The organism is Ruegeria sp. (genome assembly GCF_040830605.1).
Classification (GTDB): domain Bacteria; phylum Pseudomonadota; class Alphaproteobacteria; order Rhodobacterales; family Rhodobacteraceae; genus Ruegeria.
Genome location: NZ_JBFOMD010000003.1, coordinates 123,712 through 150,017, shown reverse-complemented (window position 1 = coordinate 150,017; position 26,306 = coordinate 123,712). Strand labels below are relative to the sequence as shown.

At 62.4% G+C, this 26,306-nt stretch carries 20 protein-coding genes; 7 read left to right on the top strand and 13 right to left on the bottom strand.

The annotated features are described in order from the left end of the window. Positions 1-42 precede the first annotated feature (42 nt). The 5 genes from AB3N21_RS04805 to AB3N21_RS04785 all read right to left on the bottom strand — a co-directional run bounded on the left by AB3N21_RS04805 (position 43) and on the right by AB3N21_RS04785 (position 6,822). A complete protein-coding gene (locus tag AB3N21_RS04805; RefSeq protein ID WP_367934136.1) occupies positions 43-2,256 on the bottom strand; it encodes an NADP-dependent isocitrate dehydrogenase in 2,214 nt (737 codons plus the stop codon). 272 nt (positions 2,257-2,528) lie between these two features. Further along, the gene (locus tag AB3N21_RS04800; RefSeq protein WP_367934135.1) at positions 2,529-3,665 is read right to left on the bottom strand and encodes a tetratricopeptide repeat protein; all 1,137 of its coding nucleotides are present in this window, start codon (positions 3,663-3,665) and stop codon (positions 2,529-2,531) included. Positions 3,666-3,738: 73 nt separating this feature from the next. Beyond that, positions 3,739-4,704: a sensor histidine kinase gene (locus AB3N21_RS04795; protein WP_367934134.1), complete on the bottom strand. Its 966-nt coding sequence runs from the start codon at positions 4,702-4,704 to the stop codon at positions 3,739-3,741. Continuing rightward, the gene (locus AB3N21_RS04790) at positions 4,692-5,369 is read right to left on the bottom strand and encodes a response regulator transcription factor (RefSeq protein WP_367934133.1); all 678 of its coding nucleotides are present in this window, start codon (positions 5,367-5,369) and stop codon (positions 4,692-4,694) included. The genes AB3N21_RS04795 and AB3N21_RS04790 overlap by 13 nt, the downstream gene beginning before the upstream one ends. Next, positions 5,347-6,822 (bottom strand): DUF4153 domain-containing protein, encoded by a 1,476-nt coding sequence (locus tag AB3N21_RS04785; RefSeq protein ID WP_367934132.1) that lies wholly within the window; start codon positions 6,820-6,822, stop codon positions 5,347-5,349. Before AB3N21_RS04785 ends, AB3N21_RS04790 begins: the two co-directional genes overlap by 23 nt. A 172-nt stretch (positions 6,823-6,994) precedes the next feature. On the opposite strand from AB3N21_RS04785, the gene AB3N21_RS04780 reads away from it, so the two are divergent. Next, positions 6,995-9,298 (top strand): Tex family protein, encoded by a 2,304-nt coding sequence (locus tag AB3N21_RS04780; RefSeq protein WP_367934131.1) that lies wholly within the window; start codon positions 6,995-6,997, stop codon positions 9,296-9,298. Between the two features lie 18 nt (positions 9,299-9,316). Here AB3N21_RS04780 and AB3N21_RS04775 read toward each other — a convergent pair whose 3' ends face one another. Further along, on the bottom strand, positions 9,317-10,261 hold the full coding sequence (locus AB3N21_RS04775; protein WP_367934130.1) for a GlxA family transcriptional regulator: 945 nt from the start codon (positions 10,259-10,261) through the stop codon (positions 9,317-9,319). Between the two features lie 272 nt (positions 10,262-10,533). On the opposite strand from AB3N21_RS04775, the gene AB3N21_RS04770 reads away from it, so the two are divergent. Genes AB3N21_RS04770 through AB3N21_RS04755 form a run of 4 tightly spaced genes read left to right on the top strand, consistent with a single transcriptional unit; the run spans position 10,534 to position 15,003 of the window. Then, the gene (locus AB3N21_RS04770) at positions 10,534-11,241 is read left to right on the top strand and encodes a GntR family transcriptional regulator (RefSeq protein WP_367934129.1); all 708 of its coding nucleotides are present in this window, start codon (positions 10,534-10,536) and stop codon (positions 11,239-11,241) included. A gap of 7 nt (positions 11,242-11,248) precedes the next feature. After that, on the top strand, positions 11,249-12,166 hold the full coding sequence (locus AB3N21_RS04765; RefSeq protein WP_367934128.1) for a dihydrodipicolinate synthase family protein: 918 nt from the start codon (positions 11,249-11,251) through the stop codon (positions 12,164-12,166). A 3-nt stretch (positions 12,167-12,169) separates the two neighbouring features. Further along, positions 12,170-13,666: an aldehyde dehydrogenase gene (locus AB3N21_RS04760; RefSeq protein WP_367934127.1), complete on the top strand. Its 1,497-nt coding sequence runs from the start codon at positions 12,170-12,172 to the stop codon at positions 13,664-13,666. After that, on the top strand, positions 13,663-15,003 hold the full coding sequence (locus tag AB3N21_RS04755; RefSeq protein WP_367934126.1) for an NAD(P)/FAD-dependent oxidoreductase: 1,341 nt from the start codon (positions 13,663-13,665) through the stop codon (positions 15,001-15,003). The genes AB3N21_RS04760 and AB3N21_RS04755 overlap by 4 nt, the downstream gene beginning before the upstream one ends. Positions 15,004-15,063: 60 nt before the next feature. Here AB3N21_RS04755 and AB3N21_RS04750 read toward each other — a convergent pair whose 3' ends face one another. The 7 genes from AB3N21_RS04750 to AB3N21_RS04720 form a co-directional block, all read right to left on the bottom strand. Then, positions 15,064-16,620 (bottom strand): trimethylamine methyltransferase family protein, encoded by a 1,557-nt coding sequence (locus AB3N21_RS04750; RefSeq protein ID WP_367934125.1) that lies wholly within the window; start codon positions 16,618-16,620, stop codon positions 15,064-15,066. Between the two features lie 150 nt (positions 16,621-16,770). Beyond that, the gene (gene nqrF, locus AB3N21_RS04745) at positions 16,771-17,991 is read right to left on the bottom strand and encodes an NADH:ubiquinone reductase (Na(+)-transporting) subunit F (protein ID WP_367934124.1); all 1,221 of its coding nucleotides are present in this window, start codon (positions 17,989-17,991) and stop codon (positions 16,771-16,773) included. A gap of 10 nt (positions 17,992-18,001) precedes the next feature. Then, positions 18,002-18,610, bottom strand: a complete 609-nt coding sequence (gene nqrE, locus AB3N21_RS04740; protein WP_171173115.1) for an NADH:ubiquinone reductase (Na(+)-transporting) subunit E — start codon at positions 18,608-18,610, stop codon at positions 18,002-18,004. After that, a complete protein-coding gene (locus tag AB3N21_RS04735) occupies positions 18,610-19,263 on the bottom strand; it encodes an NADH:ubiquinone reductase (Na(+)-transporting) subunit D (RefSeq protein WP_367934123.1) in 654 nt (217 codons plus the stop codon). Before AB3N21_RS04735 ends, nqrE begins: the two co-directional genes overlap by 1 nt. Continuing rightward, positions 19,263-20,066: a Na(+)-translocating NADH-quinone reductase subunit C gene (locus AB3N21_RS04730; RefSeq protein WP_367934122.1), complete on the bottom strand. Its 804-nt coding sequence runs from the start codon at positions 20,064-20,066 to the stop codon at positions 19,263-19,265. The genes AB3N21_RS04735 and AB3N21_RS04730 overlap by 1 nt, the downstream gene beginning before the upstream one ends. Next, positions 20,059-21,267, bottom strand: a complete 1,209-nt coding sequence (locus tag AB3N21_RS04725; protein WP_367934121.1) for an NADH:ubiquinone reductase (Na(+)-transporting) subunit B — start codon at positions 21,265-21,267, stop codon at positions 20,059-20,061. Before AB3N21_RS04725 ends, AB3N21_RS04730 begins: the two co-directional genes overlap by 8 nt. A gap of 5 nt (positions 21,268-21,272) precedes the next feature. Further along, positions 21,273-22,616 (bottom strand): Na(+)-translocating NADH-quinone reductase subunit A, encoded by a 1,344-nt coding sequence (locus tag AB3N21_RS04720; protein WP_367934120.1) that lies wholly within the window; start codon positions 22,614-22,616, stop codon positions 21,273-21,275. Between the two features lie 302 nt (positions 22,617-22,918). On the opposite strand from AB3N21_RS04720, the gene AB3N21_RS04715 reads away from it, so the two are divergent. Together AB3N21_RS04715 and AB3N21_RS04710 are read left to right on the top strand one after the other, a co-directional pair. Then, positions 22,919-24,034 (top strand): class I SAM-dependent RNA methyltransferase, encoded by a 1,116-nt coding sequence (locus tag AB3N21_RS04715; RefSeq protein WP_367934119.1) that lies wholly within the window; start codon positions 22,919-22,921, stop codon positions 24,032-24,034. Positions 24,035-24,159: 125 nt separating this feature from the next. Further along, positions 24,160-26,118: a bifunctional 2',3'-cyclic-nucleotide 2'-phosphodiesterase/3'-nucleotidase gene (locus tag AB3N21_RS04710; RefSeq protein ID WP_367934118.1), complete on the top strand. Its 1,959-nt coding sequence runs from the start codon at positions 24,160-24,162 to the stop codon at positions 26,116-26,118. Positions 26,119-26,306: the final 188 nt, after the last annotated feature.

Here is a 26,306-nt window from a genome sequence, read left to right as displayed (position 1 = left end):
CCCGGATTGCTCCGGGCGCCTTTTTTGTGCGCAGAAATGAGCTCAGCCGATGATAGCGTTCAGCGTCGCACTCGGGCGCATCACGGCTGCGGTTTTGGCAGGATCTGTGTGATAGTACCCACCCAGATCCGCCGGTTTGCCCTGAGCGGCAGCCAGTTCCGACAGGATCTGCGCCTCACCATCGGCCAGTTCCTTGGCAATCGGTGCGAAATGCGCGGCCAGTTCGGCATCGTCGCCCTGCGCCGCCAGCGCCTCGGCCCAGTAGCGGGCGAACCAGTAGTGGCTGTCGCGGTTGTCAGGCTCTCCCACCTTGCGGCTGGGCGATTTGTTGTTGTCCAGAATGCCCTGCGTTGCTACTTCGGCCGCCGCGCCCAGAACACCCGCCTTGGCGTTGCCCTGCGCATCCGCAAGGAAGTTCAGCGATTCCCCCAGCGCGCAGAATTCGCCCATCGAATCCCACCGCAGGTGGTTTTCCTCAACCAGTTGCTGCACGTGTTTTGGCGCCGAACCACCGGCGCCAGTCTCGAACAGACCGCCACCCTGCATCAGCTTCACGATCGACAGCATCTTGGCGCTGGTGCCCAGTTCCAGGATCGGAAACAAATCTGTCAGATAGTCCCTCAGCACGTTGCCGGTGATGGCAATCGAGTCGTTCCCTGCAGTGATGGTCTCCAGCGACTGACGAGTCGCCTCACGCGGCGCCATGATCTTGAACTTGTCTGCCACCCCGGCGGCCTCCAGCGCCGGTTTCACATAGGCGATCAGCTGTGCGTCGTGGGCACGGTTTGCGTCCAGCCAGAAAATCGCCTCGGATCCGGTCAGGCGCTGACGATCCATCGCCAACTGAATCCAGTTCTCGATCGGCGCCTTTTTGACGGTGCAGGAGCGCCAGATGTCCCCTGCCTCGACCTCATGCGAATGCAGTGTCTCGCCATTGGCCAACACGATGCGGATGGTGCCGTCCGCAGGTGCCTGGAATGTGGTGGGGTGCGAGCCGTACTCCTCAGCCTTCTGCGCCATCAGACCCACGTTGGCCACGGCCCCGGCGGTCGCCGGGTTCAGCGCGCCGTTGGCTTTGAAGAACTTGATGCTCTCATCGTAGACCGGCGCATAGCAGTTGTCCGGGATCGCGCAGTTGGTGTCGCCCTTGGCTCCGGTCTCATCCCAACCCTTGCCGCCAGCACGGATCACAGCAGGCATCGAGGCGTCGATGATCACGTCCGACGGAACATGCAGGTTGGTGATGCCCTTGTCCGAGTCGACCATATACATGGACGGACGATCGGCCTTCACCGCTTCGATGGCGGCCATGATGTCTGCGTTGCCCGCGACGCGCTCCAGCAGGTCACCCATGCCCGAGTTGGGGTTCACGCCCAGCTCTTCCATCTCGGCACCGAATTTCTCGAACACCGGCGCCAGCCACGCCTTGACCGCGTATCCAAAGATGATCGGATCCGAGACCTTCATCATCGTGGCCTTCATGTGCAGCGAGAACATGGTGCCATCGGCCTTGGTATCCGCGATGGCATCCGCCAGAAACGCCGACAACGCCTTGACCGACATATAGGTCGCATCCGCCACGGTACCCTCGTCCAGCGGCCAGCCGTCCTTCAGAACGGTAACGCCGCCATCCTTGGCGACAAACTCGATCTTCGCATCTCCGGCCTGCGCGGCAGTGATGGTGGCCGATTTCTCGTTGGCGTAGAAATCATTGCCCGGCATTGAACTGACCTTGGTCTTGCTGTCCGACGCCCAAGCCCCCATCGAATGCGGGTTTTTCTGAGCGTAGTTCTTGACCGCCCGCGCCGCCCGACGGTCCGAGTTGCCTTCGCGCAGGACCGGGTTCACCGCCGAGCCCTTGATGGCGTCATAGCGGGCCCGGACCGCCTTTTCTTCGTCGGTCTCGGGCTCTTCGGGATAGTTCGGGATATCGTACCCCTGCCCCTGCAGCTCGGTGACCGCCGCCACCAGCTGCGGCACCGAAGCCGAAATGTTTGGCAGCTTGATTACATTCGCCGCAGGCGTTTTTACCAGTTCCCCCAGCGCCGCCAGATCGTCCGACTGTTTCTGCGCGTCCGTTAGGCCTTCGGGGAATGTCGCCAGAATACGGCCCGCCAGCGAGATATCCTTGGTGCCGACGCTCACGCCAGCCGCCGATGCGAACTTGCGAATGATGGGCAGAAAGGACGCCGAGGCCAGCTCGGGCGCTTCGTCTACAATGGTATACAATACGTCGAAGTTCGATTTATCTGCCATATTCCTTTACCTTTTTTAAGCCTTTCAGGGGCGTGCGATCCAGGAGTGGGGCTGCGTCATGCGCAGCGCAGGGAGGGTCGGCGCCTTCTCCGCCGAGCCCAAGCGACTCTGTTTGACACCGTCCCCATAAATCACTGCGCGCCGTGTTTCAATCGACCCAAGGCGCGCATTTTGCCCCAGTCCCCGCAATTTCGTGCGATTGCCTGCGAATTGGGCAATGCGCAACGGGGTTCAAGCCAGACTTTTTAAATCTGAGAGGCGGTGTGCGGTCGCTACACCTCTTTCTCGACTGAGATCATCGGCATGGAGTCTCCAAGAAGTTCGATATAGCGCTCCACAATGTTGTCGAGGTGCTGGCGAGAATTTGCTCTTTCTTCCGAGCTAAAGGGAACGCCAGCACAAGCGATAACTTTCAGTAGTATTCTTCGCCCGTGCCGTCCCGTGTCTGCCACGAAACGAGCAAACTCCTTGCGCGCGAGGTCAGGCCTGCCGATCTGAGAATATGCTATCCCGCGATACATATGCTCCACGCTGTCGCCTAAGACAATCTTTACGCTGAGGCTACTCCAATAATGTTCGTACCAAATCTTGTCGGAATATGCCTCCTGCCGGGTCCTTTCTGCATATCGTTCAACAAAACTGATGCCTGTGTTCTCGTCACCAAGTCTAAGATGGATTAATCCCGGCCAGAACAATTCACTGAACGCGCTGGGCTCAAGACGCGACCACTCGATACCGGCGTCCAACGCGCTGTTTAGTTCCTGCGTGTGAATCACATGCATGACCGCCAAATAGCGATGAACCCAAGGGCGATCGGGCCAGCGGAGGCTGGCGTCTCTGAGAAGTTTCATCACATCGGAGTATTCGGCCATGCCGTATCGAATGTTGATCACCGCCTTTGCCGCATTCGAGGCGTTCGGATCAATTTCCAGAATACGTTCATAGTCCCGCAATGCATTCTGGTGTTCCTCGTGGCGCACATGCAGCTTGGCCCGGTTCCAAAGCACATAGGTACTGTCCGGCTTGATCGTCAAAGCCCGGTCAAAATCTTCCGTAGCGGCGGCCCGGTTTCCAACTGAGGAGTTGATATATGCCCGCCAAACCCAATTGCGCACATTCTCCGGCTGCAACTGCAGCGCCTGGTCAACATCCGCAATCGCATCTTCATAATGCCTGTTGCACTGATGTGCCCAAGCCCGCTCTCTGAGAAACAATCCCTTATCCGCAGGCGACAGGCCTTCGACTTCAAGCAGCGAGGTGCAGGCGTTCACAACGTCCTTAGGCTTGGCCGAGTTGCTTTGGCATGTCGCCGCCAGATCGGCGTATCGGTTTGAGGATCGCAACGCATCTGTGGAGGCAATAAAAACGGCGGCGGCAGCAATGAACAAGGCAATAAGGCGTATTCGCATTCAGGGTCTTTCTGTTGTGAACCACTCCCCTTCAGGTAGTAACGATTGTGGTAGATAACAAGTGAAAGACCTGTCAGGCCGCCGGAAACACGATCTCGAACCGCGCCCCCTCCTCCGAAGGTACCAACGCGATCCGCGCCCCATGTGCGCCCAAAAGATTGGTGGCGATGGTGAGGCCCATGCCGGTGCCACCCTTCTCGCGCGCCGTGGTGAAAAAAGGCACAAAGATGCGGTCCCGATTGCCCTCGGAAATCCCGGGACCATTGTCCTGAACAATCAGCCTGCCCCGCTCGGCGGTCAGCCTTACCCGGGTGGCACCGTGTCGCTGAGAATTTTTCAGCAGGTGCTGCAGCACGATGCTCAGTCCCGATTCCGCTAAGGGTATCAATTCCCTGCCGCCCTCAATGTGCAGATCTAGCCCAGGAAAATCGTCGCGCAACGTGCCCACAAGGTCATCCAACCGCACCTGCCCATGATGCTCGGGCGCACGCGCTGCCGTGACCCGATGCAGCGCTTGCAAATGGGCTTGCATCTGATCAGCGGCTCCCAGCATCTGCCCGACCAGCGCGGCGTCCTGCGCCCCCAATCCGGGCGCGTCCTGCAACAGTTCGCCCGCCGCCCTGATCGACGTCACCGGCGTTTTCAACTCATGCGTCACGTGATCGGCAAAGCCACGGATCGAGGCTTCGCGCCGCTGCAACGTGCCGGTCATATCCAACACTGCTGCGCCAAGCCTGGACAACTCCTGCGTGCCGAAATGGCTGGGCGGCCTGCCCACCTCGCCGCGCTGCACCGCCGCCGCATAATCGGCAAGCGCCGTGATCGGGCGCAGAAGCAACCGGACCAGCAAATATCCCAGAAACGCCGTTGCCAACCCGATCAGCAACGCCAGCAGCAATGCGGCCCTGCGGAACCCGATTTCGGGACCCAGATAGCGCAGCGCCACCAGCCCCAACAGCGACAGGGCCAGCGTCCCCGCCAGCCCTCCGCCCAGCACGAACCCCAGCGAGGGCCGCCATTTCCGCCTCAGCCGGGCCATGCACCCATCCTGAGCCCGATCCCGTGCACCGTCTCGATCGCACTGGCCCAGCCCTGCTCACCCAGCTTGCGGCGCAGGTTGCGCAGGTGGCTGTCCAGCGTCCGGTCTGAGACCTGAGAACCGGCGCCATAAATCGCCTCGATCAATTGGGGGCGCGACACGATCATCTCAGGCGTCTGCATCAGCCGCCGCAGGATCGACATCTCGGTCGCCGTCAGCGCCAGCGCCGCGCCGTCGACCCGCACCATGTGACCGGCGCTGTCCACCTCCAACGGCCCGTGCCGCAGCACGGATTGACCGTTGGGCTGGCGCGCCCGCTTCAGAATCGCCTTGATCCGCGCCACCAACTCGCGCGGGCTGAAGGGTTTGGTTACGTAATCGTCTGCCCCCAGTTCCAGCCCCAGAATGCGGTCGATCTCATCATCCCGGGCCGTCAGGAACAGGATCGGCACATCCGACCGGACCCGCAGCTTGCGGCACACCTCCAGCCCGTCCATCTCGGGCAGCCCTACGTCCAGCACCACCAGCGCCGGGGCCTCACGGGCCGCATGGGTCAGCGCCATCTGCCCGTCCCGCGCGGTGACGACCTGAAACCCCGCCCGCTCAAGCGTGATCGAGACCAGCTCTCGCAGGCGCGGGTCGTCATCCACGACGAGGATCTTCATGCGGGCTCTCCGGTTCCGTTGCGACGGCCAGACTACGGATCACCCGATCCGCGCGAAACCCCCATTCGCGCCAGTTGCCGATCCTTGGCGGCTGGGCTTCGCAACCTGCCATATGCGGCGCGGCCGCAAGTTCCGCCGCGGCCATCGGACCCAAGAGACAGACATAGTACGCGTCATACCGCTCCGTTTGCCGCAGGTTTTCCCGCGCGATGAGGGCCGCGAAGTTCACGAAACAGCAGGCGTAGAGAACAGCCACCCCCAAGACGGCACAGCGCAGCAAAAGCCAGCGGTTCGGCCTCTCACACAGGATCTGCCAGGCAGTCAGGCACAGCCCCACGGCCACGATCCCCATCCAGATCCCCGCATGCACCCGCAGATAGGTGAACCCATAGGCCTCGACATAAAGCGACAGCCGCAGAAGCGACGAGATGACCAGCGCCACGTTCTGCCCCAGCCACAGCAGAACCAGCGGCCTCAGGCCGCGCCGTTCGTGCAGAAACGGGCGCGCGGCCAGCGCAAAAGCCCCGGCAAGTAGCGCGGTTGCCACCAGCGGATAGGCGCCGCGATGAGCGTATTGCGCATAGCTCATCCCATCGGGCAGGGCCGCCCCGCCCCACAGATAGACCGCGTCCATCGCTGTTTGCACCGCCATCAGCAGGTTGAACAGGATCAGCGCATTCGCCACCGACGCGGCATTGATCCCAAGCCCCGGCATCCGACGCGGACGATTGGGCCCGGCCTTGGGCGCCAGCAGCCCGGTCTCGACCGCAACTGCCAGAATGGGCCAAATCAACAGGGCCGCGCCAAGCCAGAACAGCACCCGCTCAACCCGAATACCTGCATCGAAAAACCGCTCCAGCCCGTCGCTCAGCACCGGGTTGGCCGAAATCAGCAAACCGCCCAAAAGCAGCCCGCCGCCCACCGGAAAGGCCCAGCTTTGCCAGACCTGCGCGCCCGCCCCGCCCGCGCGCAGCGTATTTCGAGCCTCTCGTGCCATCTGCCGGGCCTGCCACAGGCCGAGAATTGGGAAGAGCCCAAGAAACCGCCGGATTGCGCGGCCCAGATCCTCGCAACGGCCCAGCACCGCCCAGCACAGCGCCACCACCGAGCCGCCCAGCAGGAACGCAACCGAAAGCACCTGAACGTATTCAACCACGGGCAGGACACTCAGCCCCAGCAGCACCACGGGCCCTACCATGCCCCGCACCCGGCCCAGCTGCACACACACAACCGCCCCGACAGCCAGAGCAAACACCGCCAGCGACACGCCCGGCAGGTAATCGAGAAACAACACGTCCGCCAAAGCCACCAGCAGCGCCAATCCGCCGCCAGCGCTCCATGGTCCCTTTGCTATCCCGCCATCTTCCCGCTCAGGCCGATCACCCGGCGAGTCCAGCCACCAGCTATCCTGCACCACCGAGGCAGGTACGCCCCGAACAACAAACTGTCCCATCTTCTGCTCCATTCTTGCCGCCTCCGGTCTGCCCGGCGCCCGTGCAGACCACCGCGCAGCACATGTGCAGAAGATGTGCAGATGCGGATTTTCTCGGATCCCCTCTGCTGCCTCTTCCCCTCCCCTTCCCCGCTGTCTACAAAGACCCTCCAACAGCCCCGGAGGACCCCCCTTGGACCGCATCGCCCGCACCATCGCCACGGAAATCAGCGCCCGTCCGGAACAGGTCGGCGCCGCGGTCAAACTGCTGGACGAGGGGGCAACCGTGCCCTTTGTCGCCCGCTACCGCAAAGAGATGACGGGCGGGCTGGACGACACGCAACTGCGCACGTTGTCCGACCGGCTGACATACCTGCGCGAGCTTGAGGCACGGCGCGACACGATCCTGAACTCGATCAAGGACCAGGGCAAACTGACCGACGGCCTGATCAAATCCATCGCGCAGGCCGAGACCAAGGCGCAGCTTGAAGACATCTATCTGCCCTACAAGCCCAAGCGCCGCACCAAGGCGATGATCGCACGCGAAAACGGGCTGGAGCCGCTGGCCGATGCCATCCTCGCCGACCGCATCGTCGACCCCGAAGCGCTGGCGCAGGGCTACGTGACCGAAGCGGTGCCCACGACCAAGGACGCGCTGAATGGCGCGCGGGACATCATCACCGAACAGCTGACCGAGAATGCAAACCTTCTGGGCGAGTTGCGGAGCTTCATGCAGCGCGAAGCCCATCTGACCTCGAAAGTGATCGAAGGACAGGAACAGACGGGCGCAAAGTTCAGCGACTACTTCGATCACTCCGAGCTTTGGGCCAACGCCCCTTCGCACCGCGCGCTGGCGATGCTGCGCGCCTCGAAAGAGGGTATCGTGACGCTCGACATCGCGCCCGAGCCCGAAACCGGCGCAGCGCGGGCCGAGGCCATTGTCGCGGCTCATCTGGAAACCCGGGGCGATGGGCCGGGGGACAAATGGCTGCGCAAGGTTGCGGGCTGGACCTGGCGGGTGAAGCTGTCGCTGTCGATGATGGTCGAGCTGATGGCCGATCTGCGCACCCGCGCGCAGGAAGAGGCCATTCAGGTCTTTGCCCGCAACCTCAAGGATCTGCTGTTCGCCGCCCCGGCCGGTCCGCGCCCGACACTGGGCCTCGACCCGGGCATCCGCACCGGCGTGAAGGCCGCAGTCGTGGACGCCACCGGCAAACTGATCGCCACCGACACCCTCTACCCGTTTCAGCCCAAGAACGACCTTCGCGGGGCGCAGGCCACGATCTTCAAGCTGATCGCCGAGCACAATGTCGAGCTTATTGCCATCGGCAATGGCACCGCCAGCCGCGAGACCGAGCGGCTGGTGGCCGACACGCTGAAACTGCTGCCGAAATCGGTGAAGGCGCCCACCAAGGTTGTGGTGTCTGAGGCTGGCGCCTCGGTCTATTCCGCTTCGGAACTCGCCGCCCGCGAGTTTCCCGATCTGGACGTCAGCTTGCGCGGCGCGGTGTCGATTGCCCGCCGCCTGCAGGATCCGCTGGCCGAGTTGGTCAAGATCGAACCCAAATCCATCGGCGTCGGCCAGTACCAGCACGACGTGGACCAGCATCGCTTGTCGCAATCGCTGGAGGCGGTGATCGAGGATGTGGTGAACGCTGTGGGTGTCGATCTGAACATGGCCTCGGCCCCGCTTTTGGCCCATGTCTCGGGTCTCGGACCGGGCCTCGCCGAAGCGATTGTCACGCATCGCGACCTCAATGGCGCGTTTTCCTCGCGGAAGGATCTGCTCAAGGTCGCCCGCCTCGGCCCCCGCGCCTTTGAGCAATGCGCAGGCTTCCTGCGTATCCGTGACGGTGCCGAGCCGCTGGATGCCTCCTCGGTCCACCCCGAGGCTTATGGCGTCGCCCGCCGCATCGTGCAGGCCTGCGGCCGCGATATCCGCCAGATCATGGGTGACACCGGCGCTCTGAAGGGACTAACGGCCGAGCAGTTCGTCGATGACCAGTTTGGGCTACCAACCGTGCGCGACATCCTGTCGGAGCTGGAAAAACCCGGCCGCGACCCACGTCCCAGCTTTGTCACCGCCTCCTTCGCGGATGGCGTCGAAGAGATCACCGACCTCAAACCCGGCATGGTGCTTGAGGGAACCATCACCAACGTCGCCGCCTTCGGCGCCTTCGTCGATATCGGCGTGCATCAGGACGGGCTGGTCCATGTCAGCCAGTTGGCCGATCGCTTCGTCAAGGACCCGCATGAGGTGGTCAAGACCGGCCAGGTGGTCAAGGTCCGCGTCACTGAGGTGGACGTACCCCGCAAACGCATCGGGCTGAGCATGCGCAAGGATGGCGGCGCCTCGGCCCGCGAGGACCGCAGCGCGCGTGGCCCGGGTGGCGGCAAACCCCGTGGCAAAGGCCCGATGAAGGCCGATCCAAAGGGCGGCCGCGCGCAAACCGGTGCCTTGGGCGCCGCTCTGCAAGACGCCTTCCGCAAACGGTGAACCTAAGGAAACCCCGGCTCAGGTCAACCGGTCGCGTTGATGCGTCGGCTTGATCCCAAACGCCGCCTTGTAGACGCGCGAAAAATGGCCCGGGCTCTCGAACCCGCAGGCAAAGGCCACATCGGTGACCGAGGATTCCGTCTGGACCAGCAGGTTGCGTGCCCGGTCCAGACGCATCTCCATGAAGTATTTCTTTGGGGACGTGTTCAGATATTTGCCGAACAGCCGCTCCAGTTGGCGGGTCGAAATGCCCACCCGTTCGGCGATAACAGTGGGTGACACCGGGTCGCCGATCTGATCTTGCATCAGCTGGATCGCCCGCGCCAAATGCGTGTTGCGCATCCCGTTGCGTGACTGCAGCGACACTTTCTGCTCGGCCGTCGCATTGCGCACCGCGCTATAGACCATCTGATCCGCCACCGCGACGGACAGGTCATAGCCGTGGTCGCGTTCGATAAGGTGCAGCATCAGATCCGCCGTAGCCGTTCCGCCGGACGCGGTGACGTGCTTTTCGTCCGCCACAAAAACGCTGCGCACCAGATTCACTTCGGGAAACGCCTCCATAAAACTGTCGTGGTATTCCCAGTGAATCGCCGCTTGCATCCCGTCGAGGAACCCGGCCTCGGCCAGCACCCACGCCCCGGAACACAGCGCCCCGATCCGCGTACCTTGGGCTTTTTCCCTGCGCAGCGCGGATAGCAGGGGCTTGGTGACGTGGTTGCGCATATGGATGCCCGACAGGACCAACAACCGGTCGCATCTGGGCACGTTGTCGAACCCGTGATGGACAAGCGTTACCGAGCCGTTTGAACAAACCGCCCTTTCCCCCTGCTCCGACACAAAGGACCAGCGATAAAGCTCTTGCTCGCTGACCAGATTGGCGATGCGCAGAGGTTCGACCGCACAGGAAAAGGCCAGGTGCGAGAACTCCTCGACCAGCACAAAGGCGAAATGTTGGGTCATGAGCCCCACTCCCTCCTGCCTGAACGCAGTCCGCATCAGGCTGCCCCGCACATGACGGACGATAATGCCGGGATTATTCCGCAGCGACGCGGGCATCGTCCAGCCAGCGCTCGCAGAAGTTTCGACACTCTTCGACCCTTACCAGTATCCGCCGTGTACTCTAGTTAAATTCTCATTGTGTACAATATGTATTCTATCTATCGTGCACGTGAAATGGCATCCATGGTGCGATTCGTCATTCCGCGACCAAACCAAACTCAAAAGGGAATTTGATGAAGGACGAAGCGAAACGCCGGAAGGACGAGCTGCGGGAGCATCTCAAGGTGTCGATCCTCACCATGCGCCTGCGGCCCGGCGACGATCTGGACGAAGCGCAGCTCTCGGATGCCTTCGGCCTGTCCCGCACGCCGCTGCGCGAGGTGTTCCGGCAACTGGCGGGCGAAGGGTATCTGGACCTACGCCAGAACCGCAGCGCACGGGTGTCCGAGATGTCTCACACCACCTTGCGCGACTTCTTTTTGGCCGCGCCGATGATCTACGGCGCGATCCTGCGGCTGGCCGCGCTGAACGCCACGCCCGAACAGATCGAGGCCCTGAAGGCCTCGCAGGAGACCTTCCGGCAGGCCCTGCGCGGCGGCTCGGGCGAGGATCGCGCTCTGGCCAACAACCGGTTTCACGAGATCACCGGCGAGATGGCGGGCAATGTCTATCTGTTGCCCTCGTTCAAACGCCTGCTGATCGACCATGCACGTGTCTCGATGACCTTCTACCGGCCCGCCGATGCCCACATGGTCGAAAGCGTGTCACAGGCCAGCGCCCAGCACGACGCAATCATCGCAGCGATCGAAGCCGGCGACGATGCCGCCGCCGCACAACTGGCCGAGGATCACTGGAACCTGTCACGCGACCGGATCGAGATGTTCGTGATGCCCGAGGCACTAGACGTGCCGATGGGCGCCCTGCCCCGCTCCACTGCATGAGGATCCGATGACCCCCATTTTCAGGTTCGAGGGGATCTATACCCCCGTCGTGACGCCCTATCACGACGATGGCCGCGTCAACTGGGACGCGCTGGTCGACGTGATCGACTTTCTTATGGACAAGGGCGTGCACGGCCTGATCTCCGGCGGCTCGACCGGCGAGAACTACGCCCAAACGGTCGAGGAACGGCTTGAACTGGCGCGGTTCACGCGGGAACGGTCGGCGGGCAAGCTGCCGCTGGTGGTCGGAACCGGGACCATGCTGACCGAGGACTCCATTGCGCTCGCCACCGGTGCCTGCGAGATGGGGGCCGACGCGATCCTGCTGGCGAGCCCGCCTTATTCTGTGCCCACCGACCGCGAGAATGCACTCAACGCGCTGGCCATCGACAAGGCCGCCGACCTGCCGGTGATGCTCTACAACTACCCGCACCGCACCGGCACGATGATGGGTCCGGAATTCCTGGATCGCGTGGGCCGCAGCCGCAATTTCTGCGGCATCAAGGAAAGCTCGGGCGATATCAACCGGGTGCACCTCCTGGCCCGCGACTATCCGCATATCCAGCTCGGCTGCGGCATGGACGATCAGGCGCTGGAGTTCTTCGCCTGGGGCGCGCCGTTCTGGGTCTGCGGCGGCTCGAACTTTCTGCCCGAGGAACATGTGGCGCTCTACAACGCCTGCGTGGTCGAGGGGAATTTCTCCAAGGGACGCCGGATCATGTCGGCGATGATGCCGCTGATGCGCGTGCTGGAGCAGGGCGGCAAGTTCATCCAGACCATCAAGCATGGCGTCACCATGAACGGGCTCGACGCGGGGCCCGTACGGCCTCCGCTCAAGGGCTTGAACAAGGATGACAAGCGCGCGCTGGAACAGGTGACACGCGTTCTGAAACTCACAATTGCCGATATCGTGGCGGAGGGTTGAGACATGGATCTGCTGACACAGGACGAATACCAATCCATCGCCGCAGGCCTGACCCTACCCACCGGCGCCTTCATCGACGGCAGCTTTCGGCCCGCCACGTCGGGCAACACGTTCGAAACTGTGAACCCGGCCACCGGCGAGAAACTAGCTGACATCGCCGACTGCGACGTCGAGGACGTGGATTTCGCCGTGCTCAAGGCGCGGGAAGCGTTCGATGATGGCCGCTGGTCGAAAATGCCCCCCTCGGACCGCAAGGACGTGCTGATCCGCTTCGCCAAGCTGATGACCCGCAACGCGCGGGAACTGGCGGTGATGGAAAGCCTCGACAGCGGCAAGACCATCTATGATTGCGAAACCGTGGACGTGCCCGAGACCATTCACTGCCTGAAATGGCATGCCGAAGCCATCGACAAGATCTACGACCAGGTCTCGCCCGCCTCGGACGATCACATCGCCATGGTGGTGCGTGAACCCATTGGCGTGGTCGGTCTGGTGCTGCCCTGGAACTTCCCTCTTCTGATGCTGGCCTGGAAGATCGGCCCGGCGCTGGCGGCTGGCTGTTCTGTGGTGGTGAAACCAGCGGCGGAGACCACCCTGACCGCACTGCGCGTGGCGGAACTGGCCATGGAGGCAGGCCTGCCGCGCGGCGTTCTGAACGTGGTGCCCGGCGGCGGCGCCGAGGTGGGTGAACCCATCGGGCGGCACAGGGATATCGACATGGTGTCCTTCACCGGCTCGACCGTGACCGGCAAACGCTTCCTGACCTATTCGGCGGAAAGCAACGCCAAGGAGGTGGTGCTTGAGATGGGCGGCAAGAACCCGGCCATCGTGATGGACGACGCCGAAAACCTCGACCGGGTGGCACAGCACATCGTCAACGGCGCGTTCTGGAACATGGGCGAGAACTGCTCGGCCACCTCGCGCCTGATCGTACATAAGGACGTCAAACCCGAGCTGCTGGAGCGCATCGCCCATCACGCCAAACAATGGAATACGGGCGATCCCTTGAACCCGGAAACCCGCATGGGCGCGCTGGTCGGCAAGGACCATTTCAACAAGGTCTGCGGCTATCTGGAGCAGGCGGACAACATCGTTCTGGGCGGCAAGGCCGAGAAGGGCTTTGTTGAGGCCACGGTCGTCGAGGTTCCCGGCAACGACGCCACATTGGCGCGCGAAGAGATCTTTGGCCCGGTCCTCAGCGTAATCGAGGTGTCAAGCTATGACGAAGCCATCCGGATCGCCAATGACACCGAGTATGGCCTCTGCGCGTCGATCTTCACCGCCAACGCCAAACGCGCCATTCGCGGCGCCCGTGCTTTGCGCGCGGGGACCGTGACGGTCAACAGCTTTGGCGAGGGCGACATCTCGACCCCCTTCGGCGGGTACAAGCAGTCGGGGTTCGGCGGGCGCGACAATGGCGTGCATGCACACGACCAGTATACCCAGCTCAAGACGATCTGGATCGATCTGGCTGACGACGCTGACGAGGCTGTTGCTTGAACCGCTACACCGCGAAACGGCTGCCCCGGCAGACCGGAGCGGCGGGCTGGAACGCCATCCTGCCGCCGCAGACGGCCCTGCCGGAACTGGAACTGGACCAGACCGCCGACGTGACCATCATCGGCGGCGGCTTTGCGGGCCTCTCGGCGGCGCGCCGACTGCATCAGATCGACCCCACGCTCAAGGTAACCCTGCTGGAAGCCGGGCGCTTTGCCGAAAGCTCGGCAGGCCGCAACTCGGGCTTCATGATCGACCTCCCGCATGATCTGTCCTCAGACAATTATGCCGGTCAGGGGCTTGAGGCGGACAAGGCCGCCATCGCGCTCAACCACAGGGCAATCACCTTTGCCCATGAGGTCGCCGCCGACTGCGCCCTGCCGCAGGAGATGTTCGACCCCAGCGGCAAGATCAACGCCGCCGCGACCCTTGCTGGTGACCGGCACAACCACGACTATGCCGCGCATCTCGGGCGGCTGGGCGAGCCCTCGACCATGCTGGATCAGCAACAGATGCGGGACCTGACCGGCAGCCCGCACTACACGTCCGGCCTGTTCACGCCCGGCACGGTCATGTTGCAACCGGCGGGCTATATCCGGGCTTTATCCGCGCATCTCGCCGGGCAAATTAACGTTTATGAGAACAGCCCGGCCACGGGGTTCGACCGACAGGGCAGCGGTTGGATCGTGACGACGCCTAGGGGCAAAGTCTCCACGGGCCGCATTATCCTCGCCAATAACGGCCATCTGGAAAGCTTCGGCTTCTACCAGCGCCGGTTGATGCATATCTGCCTCTACGCCTCGATGACCGAACCGCTGACCGAAGCACAGATCAAAACGCTGGGCGGTGAGCCCCGCTGGTCCGTCACCCCCGCCGATCCGATGGGCACTTCGGTTCGTCGCATCTCGGGCAGCTATGGCGACCGGATCCTGATCCGCACCTGCGCCAGCTTTCATCCCACCATCGAAACCACCCGTATGCGACTGCGCAATGCCGGCTGGGTCCACGACCGCAAGTTTCGCGAGCGGTTCCCGCACCTGCCGGATGTCCGCATGGAACATCGCTGGGCCGGAATGCTCTGCCTCAGCCGCAACGGCTCTGCCGCCTTTGGCGAACTGGATCAGGGCGTGTTCTCGGCCTGCTGCCAGAACGGGCTGGGCACGGCCCGCGGCACGCTGCAGGGCATGGGCGTGGCGGAGCTGGTGTTGCAGGGCGGTTCGGACATCGCCGATCACTTCCTGGCGCAGCCCAAACCCACGCGCCTGCCGCCCGAACCCTTCGCGTCGCTCGGGGCCAATACCTATCTGATGTGGAAAGAGTGGCGGTCCGGCAAGGAGTGACCCGCGTCACTCCGCAAGAAAAAGGCCCGCCAGGTTGGGCGGACCAGTTGGGGGAGACTCTCAGTAGCTTTGGTTCAGTTCATCGGCAGCGGGGATTTCCCTTTCTCGCCGGGCGATGTAATCCCGCAGCGCCTCATCCTTTGCCACATCCAGTTTGGGTTCCTGGTACTCGGCCAACAGCTTGCGCGCGTGCTTCAGCGCGCGTTCGGTGATCTCGGCCTCACCCTCAGCCGCCCATTGTTCGATCGAGTTGTTGTCGAACAGCTCGGGCATGAAAAACGCGTCCTGAAAGTTCTCCTGCGTGTGCGGATGGCCCAGATAGTGCCCGCCGGGTCCAACATCCGGCACCGCCGCGACGGCCTGATCGAAATCGTCCCATTTCGGGCCCTCGGCCATGCGATAGGCCATGGCGCATTGTTCGGCATCGACCACGAACTTGGCGACCGAACAGTGCATCCCGGCCTCATTCCAGCCCGCCGAATGCCAGATGTAATTCGCCCCAGCATGCAGAACAGCAGACAGTGTCGTGGCACTTTCATACCCGGCCTGCGCGTCAAAGGTCTTGGCCCCGCCCAGCGTGTTCGAGGTGCGCCAGGGCACCCCGTAATGCCGTGCCATCTGACCGATCATGAAATTCATCAGGCTGATCTCGGGCGTGCCCGCCATCGGTGCGCCCGATTTCATCGAGACGGTCGACAGGTAATGCCCGTAGATCGCCGGAGCACCCCTGCGGATCACCTGCGTATAGGCCAGCGCGCTGAGCGCTTCGGCATTCAGCTGCGCCACGGTGGCCGGAACGCTGGCGGGGGTGTTGGCCCCGCCCAGCACGAAGGGCGAGCACAGCACCGGTTGATTGTGTCGGCAGAAGGCGCGCATGGCGCCCAGCATGGTTTCATCCCACACCAGCGGCGAGTTGCCGTTGCAGTTGCCGGTCACGACAGGATGGGTGTCGATGAACTCCTCTCCGAACAGGATCGCGCACATGTCCAGCACATCCTCGGCATTCTTGGGCGAGGTGGTCATGCCCATGAACGTCTTGTCCGAGTATTTCATCGACGAATAGGTGATCCGCAGGTGCCGCTGGCTGATCGGGTGATCATAGGGTTCCACGATGTGATGGGCCGAAGAATGCAGCGCGGGCATCATGTGACTGAGCTTATGAAACATTGCCAGATCGTCCAGCGTCGGATTGCGCCGCACATCGTCAAGATCGCGCAGGAACGGCGCGCCGGTCATCGGCACGAAGATCGAATGCCGCCCACCCAGACGCACATTCTTGTTCGGATCGCGGGCGTGATAGGTGAAATCCGACGGGATGGTGGCGGTCAACTCGCGGATCAGGCCACGGTCCAGATAGACCAGTTCCCCTTCCACCTTCGCCCCAATCCTTTTCCAGTCCTCAAGCGCAATCGGGTCGCGAAACTGGACACCAACATTTTCCAGGATATCCATCGAGGCATTGTCGATCCGCTCGACCTGACTGCCATCCATCACCTCGCAAACGGGGATACTGCGGGCCAGCCCGGGCAGCATGTCGAATTTCGGCGTGGTGCGCAGGGCTCGTCGCGACGCACGACCACCTGCGCGGGCGCGAACTGCTGTGGCTCGTTGAGGCATGTCGGCGATCTCCTTCTTGCGGCCACTGTTCCAGCCGCAGGGAAAGACCGCTTGCAGGATTCCGATATCGGATTGCAGAAAGCGACATGGCCCGAAACCGGGCCTTGATGCCAACAGAAAACCGGCGCAAATGCGCCGGTTTCCGATTACTTACCCGCCAAAATCGTCGAGCATGATGTCTTCGCGGTCCACTCCCAGATCCAGCAGCATGTTGATGACCGACTGGTTCATGATCGGCGGCCCGCACATGTAGAATTCACAATCCTCAGGCGCGGGGTGGTTCTTGAGGTATTCCTCGAACAGAACATTGTGAATGAATCCAGTATACCCGTCCCAATCGTCATCCGGCTGCGGATCGCTCAACGCTACGTGCCATTCGAAATTCGGGTTTTCGGCGGCCAGCGTGTCGAAATCCTCGACAAAGAACATCTCTTTCTTCGAGCGCGCGCCGTACCAAAACGAAATCTTGCGTTTCGAGCCCAGCCGCTTGAGCTGGTCGAAGATGTGGCTGCGCATCGGTGCCATGCCGGCGCCACCGCCGATGAACACCATCTCCTTCTCCGTGTCTCGGGCGAAGAACTCGCCAAACGGGCCCGAGATCGTGACCTTGTCGCCCGGTTTCAGGTTGAAGATGTAGGACGACATCTGACCCGGCGGGATGCCTTCCGACCCTGGCGGCGGTGAGGCCACGCGGACGTTCAGCATGATCATGCCGCGCTCTTCGGGGTAGTTCGCCATCGAATAGGCACGCTCGATCGGTTCTGCCACGACGGACTTGTACTGCCATAGATTGAACTTGTCCCAATCCTCGCGATACTCCTCCTGCACATCGAAATCGGTGTAGGACAGCTGGTGCGCGGGCGCCTCGATCTGGATGTAGCCACCGGCGCGGAAATTCACGTCCTCCCCCTCGGGCAAGTCCAGCGTCAGCGCCTTGATGAAGGTCGCCACATTGTCGTTCGACCGGACGGTGCATTCCCATTTCTTGACGCCGAATACCTCTTCGGGAACTTCGATGTCCATGTCCTGCTTGACCGCCACCTGACAGGACAGCCGGTCGCCGCAGGACGCTTCGCGCTTGGTGATATGGCTCTCCTCGGTCGGCAGGATCGACCCACCGCCCGAATGCACACGCACGCGGCATTGCGCGCAGGTGCCACCGCCGCCGCAGGCCGACGGCACGAACAGTTTCTCGGCGGCCAGCGTTTGCAGCAGTTTGCCGCCCGCGGGAACCGAGATGGTCTTCTCACCGTTGATGGTGATGTTGACATTGCCGGTCGAGACCAGCCGCGAGCGGGCCATCATGATGATGGCCACCAGCGCCAGAACGATCAGGGTAAAGAGGGCGACCCCAAGACTGAAAGTTTCCATTCCCGCCCCCTTACAGTTTGACGCCCGAGAAGGACATGAAGGCCATCGCCATCAGCCCCGCGGTGATGAAGGTGATGCCAAGGCCCTGCAGCCCGTCCGGAATGTCCGAATATTTCAGCTTTTCGCGCACGCCCGCCATCGCGGTGATGGCCAGCGCCCAGCCAAAGCCTGAGGACAGACCATAGGTCGCCGCCTCGGCAAAGTTGTAGTCGCGTTCCACCATGAACAGCGAGCCGCCAAGGATGGCGCAGTTCACGGTGATCAGCGGCAGGAAGATCCCCAGCGCGTTGTAAAGCGGCGGGAAGTACTTATCCAAGATCATCTCGAGGATCTGAACCATCGCCGCGATCACGCCGATATACGAGATCAGGCCGAGAAAGGTCAGGTCCACATCCGGGAACCCGGCCCAGGCCAGCGCGCCCGGTTTCAGCAGGTAGGTCAGCAACAGGTTGTTCGTCGGCACGGTGATCGCCTGCACGACCATCACCGAGATGCCCAGACCCAGCGCCGTCGAGATCTTCTTGCTGACCGCGATGAAGGTACACATGCCGAGGAAGAAGCTGAGCGCCAGGTTTTCGACAAAGATGGCCTTTACGGCCAGAGAGATAAGCCCTTCCATCAGTGCGCCTCTACCTGCTGGATCTTGTATTCACGTTCTTCGACCTGGTCCGGCTTCCACGTGCGGAAGGCCCAGATGATCAGACCGATGATAAAGAACGCCGAAGGCGGCAGCAGCAGCATGCCGTTGGGCACATACCAGCCACCGTTGTTCACGGTCTCCAGAATGGTGACACCGAACAGCGACCCGGCACCGAACAATTCGCGAATGAAACCCACCAACAGCAGGATCAGGCCATAACCCATCCCGTTGCCGACACCGTCAATGAAGGACGCCATCGGCGGGTTTTTCATGGCAAAGGCCTCTGCCCGGCCCATCACGATACAGTTGGTGATGATCAGGCCCACGAAAACCGAAAGGGTTTTCGAGATCTGGAAGGCGTATGCTTTCAGGATCTGGTCCACAAGTATCACGAGCGACGCGATGATCACCATCTGCACGATGATCCGGATCGAGCCGGGGATCTGGTTGCGCAGGATCGAGATGAACATCGACGCAAAGCCGGTCACGAAGGTCACCGCCAGCGCCATCACAAAGGCCACCTGCAGCGACGAGGTCACCGCCAGCGCCGAACAGATGCCCAGCACCTGCAGTGTGATCGGGTTGTTGTCGACAAGTGGGTCGACCAACAGCTCTTTCTTGGTCTGGGACATCAGATCTCTCCCGCTTGCAGTTTCGCCAGGAACGGGGCGTATCCCTGATCGCCCATCCAGAATTTCACCAGGTTGTCGACACCAACCGTGGTCAGCGTCGCTCCGGCCAGCCCGTCGATATGGTGATCGGCACCGGCGGCGGGCTGCGACTTGGCAACGGTGATCTGCAGGTCACCCGCATCGTCATGCAGCCGCTTGCCCTGCCACAGGGTCTTCCAGCGCGGGTTGTCCACCTCGGCGCCAAGGCCCGGGGTTTCGCCGTGCTGATAGAATTGCAGGCCGTAAATGTCGTTGCCATTGGCCTCAAGCGCGATGAAGCCATAAAGCGTGGACCACAGCCCGTAGCCGTGGATCGGCAGGATCACCTTGTCCAGCCCGCCCGCATCGTCGCGCAGCAGATAGATCACGCGGTATTTCGCCTTGCGGCCAATGCCCGCCGGGTCGTCGGCAAGGGCGACGCTCAGCTCGGGATCGCTGGCCGCGGCGGCATCGTCAAAGGTTGCCGCATCGAACTGATCCGTGAACGCGCCGCTTTCCAGCTCCAGCACCTGCGGCTCGAACGCGGCAAAGGCCTCGCCCACGTTGATGCCGGGCTCATAGACTCCCGCCACCTGCAGGATGTTCACCTGCTTGTCCTTAAGCTTGTTGGCCTCCTGAACCGGGCGCAGGCTGACCGCCGCGGCCGAAACGATCATCGAGGCCACAAGACATACCGCAACCGCGACGATGATCGTCTTGCCAACCGAGTCCGGCGAGGCCGCCAGGAACCGGGCGATAAGGCCCTTGTTCTGCGTGTCAGACATGGCGACGCGCCCTCCGTTTGATATTGGCCTGCACGACGAAATGGTCGATCAGCGGTGCAAAGACGTTCCCGAACAGGATTGCCAGCATCATACCTTCTGGGAAAGCCGGGTTCACGACACGGATCAACACAACCATGACACCGATCAGCGCGCCATAGATATAGCGCCCCATATTGGTGTGGCTGGCCGAGACCGGCTCGGTCACCATGAAGGCCAAACCAAAGGCATAGCCACCCAGCACGATGTGCCAGTACCACGGCAAAGCGAACATCGGGTTGGTGTCCGACCCGATCAGGTTCAACAGCCACGTAAACACGATCGTGCCAGCCAGACAGCCCACGATCAGGCGATAATTCGCGATCTTGGTGACCAGCAGAAAGGCCAGCCCGATGATGCAGGCCAGCGTCGAGGTCTCGCCGAAGCTGCCCTGAATGGTGCCGTAGAACGCGCTCCACCAGGTGATGCCATCGGCAGCCAGCGCCTGATAGCCATCGGCCGCCGACACCGCCAGCGCGGTCGCGCCCGAGAACCCGTCGACCGGGGTCCAGATGGCATCGCCCGACATGTCGGCAGGATAGGCGAAATACAGAAAGGCCCGGCCCACAAGCGCCGGGTTGAGGAAGTTCTTGCCGGTGCCGCCAAAGACTTCCTTGCCGATCACGACGCCGAAGATGATCCCCAATGCCACTTGCCACAGCGGTGCGGTGGCCGGCATGATCAAGGCATAGAGCATTGACGTGACAAGGAAACCTTCGTTCACCTCATGCCCGCGCACGGTGGCAAAGATGACCTCGAAGATACCCCCGGCCACCAGTGTGACGATGTAGATCGGCAGGAAATAGAGCAATCCGTGCATCACGTTGCCAAAGATGCTGGCCGGGTCCAGCGAGATGCCGAACATTTGCAACAGGGCGATCCGCCAGCCAGTGGCCGACTCCGGTCCCAAAACGGCAATGGCCGAATTGGCCTGATAGCCGGTATTCCACATGCCCCACAGGATGCAGGGGATCGTCGCGATGACCACATAGGTCATGATCCGCTTCATATCCACGTAAGACCGGGCATGCGGCGCCACAGTGGTGACGGTTTTTGGCGTGTAGATAAAGCTCTCGACCATCTCGTAGACGGGAAAGAGTTTCTCGTACCGGCCACCCTTGGTGAAGTGCGGCTCGATTCGGTCAAAGAAGCTGCGCAAACCCATCCGGCTCAGCCCTCCTTTTCAATCTTGGTCAGGCAGTCGCGGAGCGCGAGCCCGTATTCGTATTTGGCCGGACAGGCAAAGCCGACAAGGCCCAGGTCCTCTTCGTCCAACTCCAGCGCACCCAGCGCCTGCGCGGTGTCGGTGTCCATCACCAGCAGCGCGCGCAAAAGCTGCGTCGGCAGGTAGTCCTGCGGCATCAGCTCTTCGAACGTGCCGGTCGGCACCATGGCACGGCGGCCACCGTTGAGATTGCTGGTCAGCGCGTAAAGCTTCTTGGCAAAGGCCGAGCCCAGCACCGGCTGCACCGCGTATTTCGACGGCATCGGGCGAATCCAGCCCATCGGGATCTGCTCGTTGTCCTCGCGGATGATGGTGATCTGGCGGGCAAAACGGCTCAGATAGCCAAACGGCCCATCCGCATGGCGCCCCGACAGGATCGAACCCGAGATCACCCGCACCGGGCCGTCCGCATCGATCTCGTCCCGGGTCAGATCCTCGGTCGAGGCGCCCAAGACGGTGCGGATCAGACGCGGCTGGCGCGCGGCAGGCCCCGACAGAGCCACCACGATGTTGGGGTCCAGATGGCCGGTCAGCACCAGCCGCCCGATGACAATCACGTCCTGATAGCCGATGGTCCAGACCTGCGTTTCCGCCGTGGGCGGCTGCAGGAAATGGATATGGGTGCCTGCCAGCCCGGCCGGATGCGGGCCAGCAAAGGCCGCCGCCTCGACCCTGGGCAGATCGCCACCAGGCAGGCTGTCACCCTCTTTGTGGCAGAGATAGGTCTTGCCCTCGGTCAGCTTCGAGAGTGCGCCCAGACCGGCAGTAAAAGCCAGTTCTTCTTCGCCGATGATCAGCGCCGCATCCCCGGCCAGCGGCTCGCTGTCCATCGCGGTCACGTAGATCGCCAGCGGCGCCTCACCGGGCACCGGCATCTTGGAATAGGGCCGCGTGCGGAACGCGGTCCACAGGCCCGCCGCGCAGAGCTTCGCGGTGATACCCTCGGCACTGTCGGCATCGCCCACGCCCGAGAAATCCACCCCGGTGTCGTTGAAATCACTAACCTCGATCACAACGCTCTGCAGCACCCGCCGCGCGCCCCGGTTGATCGCGACCACCTTGCCGCTCATCGGCGCGACCATCATCGCGTCCGGCGTGTCCTTGTGACAGAAAAGCGGCGTGCCGCGCTGCACCTCGTCGCCTTCCTGTACCAGCATGCGCGGTTTCAGGCCGAGATAATCAGCGCCCAACACCGCAACCGTCCCAAACTCGGGCCCCGGGTGGATTTTCTGTTCAGGCGCGCCTGCAACCGGCAGGTCCAGCCCCTTTTTCAGTTTGAAAGTCTGCATGTCGCTACGTTTTTGAGCCCCATTTCCGTGGCGGTGCGTTCCTACTGGATGCTTTTACAAAGCAAATACCCGGAAGCTCTGGCCAACGCCCCGGCAAATCCGCCAGAAATCGGCGGGAATCCGCAAGGGCCACTCCGGTTAAAGGACCGTTTACGCGGCGACACGGATAAAGGCAAACCTGTTACCGCTCAAACAGACGGCCGAAAGCCAATTTTGGGCGAGGTGTCGCAATTTCGCGCAATAATCCTGCCCGGGGCCGAAAACCTGTCGCCCCCACCGCGACGCCCGTATATGCAGCGGTCATGAGCAAGACGGACGTGTTCGAGATTTTTCTGGTGGCCACGCCCGGCCTTGAAGTGCCGTTATGCGCCGAGGCCACGGAAAAGAGCTTTGCCGGCACCCGCAAGGTGCCTGGCGGTGTCATCTGCCGGGGCGGCTGGTCTGACGTGTGGCGCGCCAATCTGGAGTTGCGCGGCGCCAACAAGGTTCTGGTGCGTATCGGCTCTTTCCCTGCGGTGCATCTGGCCCAGCTCGACAAGCGCGCCCGCAAGTTTCCATGGGCCGACTTCCTGCGCCCCGATATTCCGGTCAAGGTTGAGGCCACCTGCCGCAAGTCCCGCATCTACCACGCAGGCGCCGCCCGTCAGCGGATTGAGACCGCGATCACCGAAACACTCGGCGCACAGATTTCGTCGGAATCCAGTCTGCGGGTGATGCTGCGGATCGAGAAAGACCTCTGCACCTTTTCGCTCGACACCTCGGGCGAGCCGCTACACAAACGCGGCCACAAGGAAGCGGTTGCCAAGGCCCCCATGCGCGAGACCATGGCGGCGATGTTCCTGCGCGAATGCGGGTTTGACGGGGCCGAGCCGGCGCTGGACCCGATGTGCGGCTCGGGCACTTTTGTCATCGAAGCCGCCGAGATCGCCCTTGGCCTCAACCCGGGCCGGTCCCGCAGCTTTGCCTTTGAACAGCTTGCCTCATTCGATGCCACCGGGTGGAACGCGATGCGCAGCGCCAACACACGGCGCGACACCGACATCACCTTCCACGGCTCAGACCGCAACACCGGCGCCATCGAGGCCAGCCGCACCAACGCAGCCCGCGCCGGAGTGGACGGGCTCATCCGGTTCCAGCACCGCGCCGTCAGCGATCTCAAGGCCCCCGATGGCCCGCCCGGTCTGGTCATCGTGAACCCGCCCTACGGCGCCCGGATCGGAGACGAAAAGCGCCTACGCTCGCTCTACGGCACACTCGGCAAAACGCTTGCCCAGAATTTCCGGAGTTGGCGGGTCGGGATCTTGACGACGACCACCGGCCTGGCCCGCGCAACACGCCTGCCGCTGCTGCCGCCCGGCCCGGTGGTGGATCACGGCGGCACCAAGATCCGTTTGTTCCGGACCGATCCGCTCGCCTGAAAACCCACAACAAGCCAGCGCTTTTCTAACGGCCTTCGCCGGTCCGCCGCCCACACAAAGCCACCGTCTCATCGTTACAAAGACCGTGCTATAAGAGGGGCATACAGATTCTGGAGGATCTCGACATGCCCCTCACACTCAATCGCCGCAGCTTCATCGCAGGCTCCGCCGGGCTCATCGCGCTGCACCCGTTTTCGGTCCGTGCCGCAGGCAATCAGGCGCATCTGCGCATCATGGAAACGACCGACCTGCATGTGCATGTGTTTCCCTATGACTACTACGCCGACAAACCGCGCGACACGGTGGGGTTGGCACGTACCGCAAGCCTCATAAACGACATCCGGGCCGAGGCAACGAACTCACTGCTGATCGACAATGGCGATTTCCTGCAGGGCAACCCGATGGGCGACTACATCGCCTATGAGCGCGGCATGAAGGACGGGGACATGCACCCCGTCATTCAGGCCATGAACACGCTGAATTTCGACGCCTCGACGCTGGGCAATCATGAGTTCAACTATGGCCTTGATTTCCTGATGAAGTCGCTGGCGAGCGCGAATTTCCCGGTGGTATCGGCCAATGTGGTCAAGGAAATGGGCAGCGATCCGACCCAGGACACCACGCTTATCCCGCCTTACGTCATCCTTGATCACACCGTCACCGATGGTTCGGGCGCCGAGCATCCGATCCGGATCGGGCTGATCGGCTTCGTGCCGCCGCAGATCATGAACTGGGACCGGCGGCACCTTGAGGGCAACGTGCAGGCCCGCGACATCGTGCAGACTGCACAGGCCTATGTGCCGCAGATCAAGGAACAAGGTGCCGACATCATCATCGCCCTGTCCCATTCGGGCATTGGCGCTGCAGATGCGAGCGACGGGATGGAGAACGCCTCGGTCCCGCTGGCGGGTGTCGACGGAATCGACGCCATTCTGACCGGCCACCACCACCGCGTCTTCCCCGGCCCGGACTATGAAGGCGCCACAGGTGTCGATGCCGCCGCCGGAACCATCATGGGCAAACCGGCCGCCATGGGCGGTTTCTGGGGCAGCCATCTGGGGCTGGTCGATCTGATGCTGGAACACGAGGGCGGCGCATGGCGCATCGTCAGCCATACCTCCGAGGCGCGGCCGATCTCGAAACGTAACGAGGATCGCTCGATCACCGCTCTGGTCGAAAGCGACCAGAAGGTGCTCGAGTCGGTGCAGGCCGAACATGACCAGACCCTGGCCTATGTCCGCCGCGCAGTGGGCAAGACCGACGCGCCCCTGCACAGCTACTTTGCGCTGGTCGCCGACGACCCGTCCGTCCAGATCGTCTCGATCGCGCAGACCTGGTACATCGGACAGATGATGACCGGCACCGAACACGAAGGTTTGCCGATCCTCTCTGCGGCTGCCCCCTTCAAGGCTGGCGGACGCGGTGGGCCCGAGTATTTCACCGACGTCCCCAAGGGCGACGTGGCGATCAAAAACGTGGCCGATCTCTACCTCTACCCCAACACCGCCCGTGCCGTTCTGGTCAGCGGCGCACAGGTCAAGGACTGGCTGGAACGCTCTGCCGGTATCTTCAATCAGGTCGAGCAAGGGGCGCAGGATGTGGTGCTGCTGAATCCCGAATTCCCGTCCTACAATTTCGACGTGATCGACGGGGTCGAATACCAGATCGACCTGTCGCAGCCGTCGAAATACGATCCCAAGGGCAATCTCATCGATCCCGAGGCCAGCCGCATCGTGAACCTGACCCACGATGGCCAGCCCGTCGACCCGGATCAGCAATTCATCATCGCCACCAACAATTACCGCGCTGGCGGCGGCGGCAACTTCCCGGGCGCCTCGCCCGAGACCACCGTGTTCGAAGGCCCCGACACCAACCGCGACGTGATCGTGCGCTATATCGTCGAGCAGGGCACGATCAACCCCCGCGCCGACAGCAACTGGCGATTTGCACCGCTGGACGGCACCTCGGTCCTGTTCGACACCGGACCCAAGGCCGAGGACTATCTGGATCAGTTGGAGGGCATGCTGATCGAACGCGCAGGTGACGGCCCCGACGGTTTCGCGCGGTTCCGCATCACGCTTTGATGCGCCCTTATCAAGGGTGGGCGGCATTGCCGCCTCCGGCACATCGGGGTGGCCTCGGCAGGCCACCCCGAATTGCGTTGGGCAACGCGGCAAACCATCTAACACGCTGATCTCGCTATAAAAGCTTTGGTCAGTAATGCCGCATTGCTCTCGATATTTTTTATAGATAAAGATTCGAGTAATCATGA